We start from the raw sequence: 1,809 nt of genomic DNA on the forward strand, positions 1-1,809 counted from the left end.
ACTGCTGCCTCATCGCTGGACCTCGGGCCAGGCCTGAGCGCAGCGTCGCCGTCAAGATGGTGCGGCTAGCCGCTCACGACGTACAGGCTTGCGCAGAAGGAAGGGAAGCCCCTCACCAAATTTGGGCCGCATGACCTGCGGCGGACGGCCAGCACGCTATTGCATGAGGCTGGCTACAACACGGACTGGATTGAGAAATGCCTTGCTCACGAGCAACGTGGTGTGCGGGCGGTCTACAACAAGGCCGAATACCGCGAGCAGCGCACGGCCATGCTGCAGGATTGGGCCAACATGATTGACGAGTGGACTGCTAAACGGCCGCTGCAACAGGGCTGACGCTGGGGCGCATGGCGTGAGCACCAGAAGACCTTCGCGCCTCGATCCACAGCTCCACCTCGGCCAAGTCCCAGGCGACATTCCGGCTGGTGAGCGCGATGCGGCGCGGGAACTCCCCTCTCTGCTCCATGTTGAAAATCGTGCGCTCGGAAAGCGGGATCATCGCCAGCAGCTTCTTGCGGTTGATGAGCGTTTTGCATTTCGCCTCGATATGCATACGGTAGCTTTCATTCGATTACGTATTGGTTAATCGAAGAATGCCCGGCGGTGCGTTTCGAGTGGGTGCGAAAAATTAGAAAAATGTTGTCATTTTAGGCGGCGCGCAGGAAGGTGCCGGGAACCAGAGCGTGTACACGCATCGGAATTTCATCGAAGCTAGTCCGCCTGGCGATGATGCTCTAGCTGGCATTCAGGCCGTGGCGTTTGATCGCTATTGAAATCGTCTGCCGGGAAACGCCCAGCTTGCGCGCGATTTCTGATTGATTTGTGACCCCGCGACTCAACTCGGCGGCAATGATGCCTTTCGTGGACTTCATGGCATGAAGCAACCGATACGCTTCAGTCCTGACGTATGCGTGTGCCTCAATGTCCCAAGCGGCTAGACGGCTAGCGTTCTGACTCCAAATCATGGCCATCAGGTCTTCGTACTCGGCGATTAGCCGGCGGTCTCGTTGATACGCTCTCCTTGACTCAACGCTTCGACTCGGATTGTGGTCTTCGCAGTAAAACTTGCTTGGCTTGGGCTCGCCTTCCTTCTGGCCTGGCAAAAGAGTCGCGCCAAGCACGTCACCATGTAATGCCCAAGCCGCAGTGAGTGCCTTTCGCTCGACCTGGTCGCGGAAGGTCTCCACGTCCAAGAGTTCTCCTCGCATGTCCCGAATGTTGCAGCACGTGGCGACCATTCGGGCGGCTTCATAAAGACCATATTCGCCGGCAAGGGCCTTCTCGAAACGGACAACCAAAGCATCAGCGGCGCGTTGCGCTGCAGCACGCATTGCTTCCGTGATCGGTACAGGCTTGTCATTTCGCACGGACATCTTCTTGAAGACTTTTCGAGCTTCAAGGGCGACGGCGTACTCCGTTAGCTTTCCACACAGATCACAAAAGCACCACGCATAGCCGTTTGATAGCTTGGCGTGGACTCTCGCTGATGTGGTTTCGCATTCCGCCACTAGCACTCCCAACAACGGGTGCATGCGGCGTACTCGGGAGATGCTTTTCATGATGTCAACATTTTACTAAAAATTCGCGCTATGTGAAACACGACTTGCCGGCATCCTGCAGGAATCAACGGAAGTTATCCGTAATTCACTGGAAGGATGCAGCGACATGCAAATAGAAGAGGCGCTAACTAAGCAGTACGGCCCACTGCTGAGCATCGCCCAACTGGCGAAAGTGAGGTTGCCCCTGAAAATCGGAGTGCATAACCGGTCTTCAAGCGGCAGATTTGTGCTGCGCCGCCAACCAGCGATT

At 56.4% G+C, this 1,809-nt stretch carries 2 protein-coding genes and 1 pseudogene; 1 reads left to right on the forward strand and 2 read right to left on the reverse strand.

Annotated elements, in window-relative coordinates:
• Positions 1-78: 78 nt before the first annotated feature.
• A pseudogene (locus AC3WUT_RS30120) lies at positions 79-336 on the forward strand (tyrosine-type recombinase/integrase); the annotation flags it as partial.
• On the opposite strand, the gene AC3WUT_RS30125 reads toward AC3WUT_RS30120, so the two are convergent.
• Both AC3WUT_RS30125 and AC3WUT_RS30130 read right to left on the reverse strand, forming a co-directional pair.
• Positions 311-553 carry a helix-turn-helix transcriptional regulator gene (locus tag AC3WUT_RS30125; protein ID WP_492350749.1) on the reverse strand — a complete coding sequence of 81 codons (243 nt, stop codon included), beginning with the start codon at positions 551-553 and terminating at the stop codon, positions 311-313. The pseudogene AC3WUT_RS30120 and the gene AC3WUT_RS30125 sit on opposite strands and share 26 nt — an antisense overlap.
• 181 nt (positions 554-734) lie before the next feature.
• Positions 735-1,559, reverse strand: coding sequence for a hypothetical protein (locus tag AC3WUT_RS30130; RefSeq protein ID WP_492350750.1), 825 nt, complete (start codon positions 1,557-1,559; stop codon positions 735-737).
• Between the last annotated feature and the right edge of the window lie 250 nt (positions 1,560-1,809).

The organism is Curvibacter sp. EU05-FHT14A10 (genome assembly GCF_058791075.1).

Coding starts and splice junctions, on each gene's coding strand:
- AC3WUT_RS30125 (WP_492350749.1), bottom strand. CDS start 553: ATGCATATCGAGGCGAAATGCAAAACGCTCATCAACCGCAAGAAGCTG.
- AC3WUT_RS30130 (WP_492350750.1), bottom strand. CDS start 1,559: ATGAAAAGCATCTCCCGAGTACGCCGCATGCACCCGTTGTTGGGAGTG.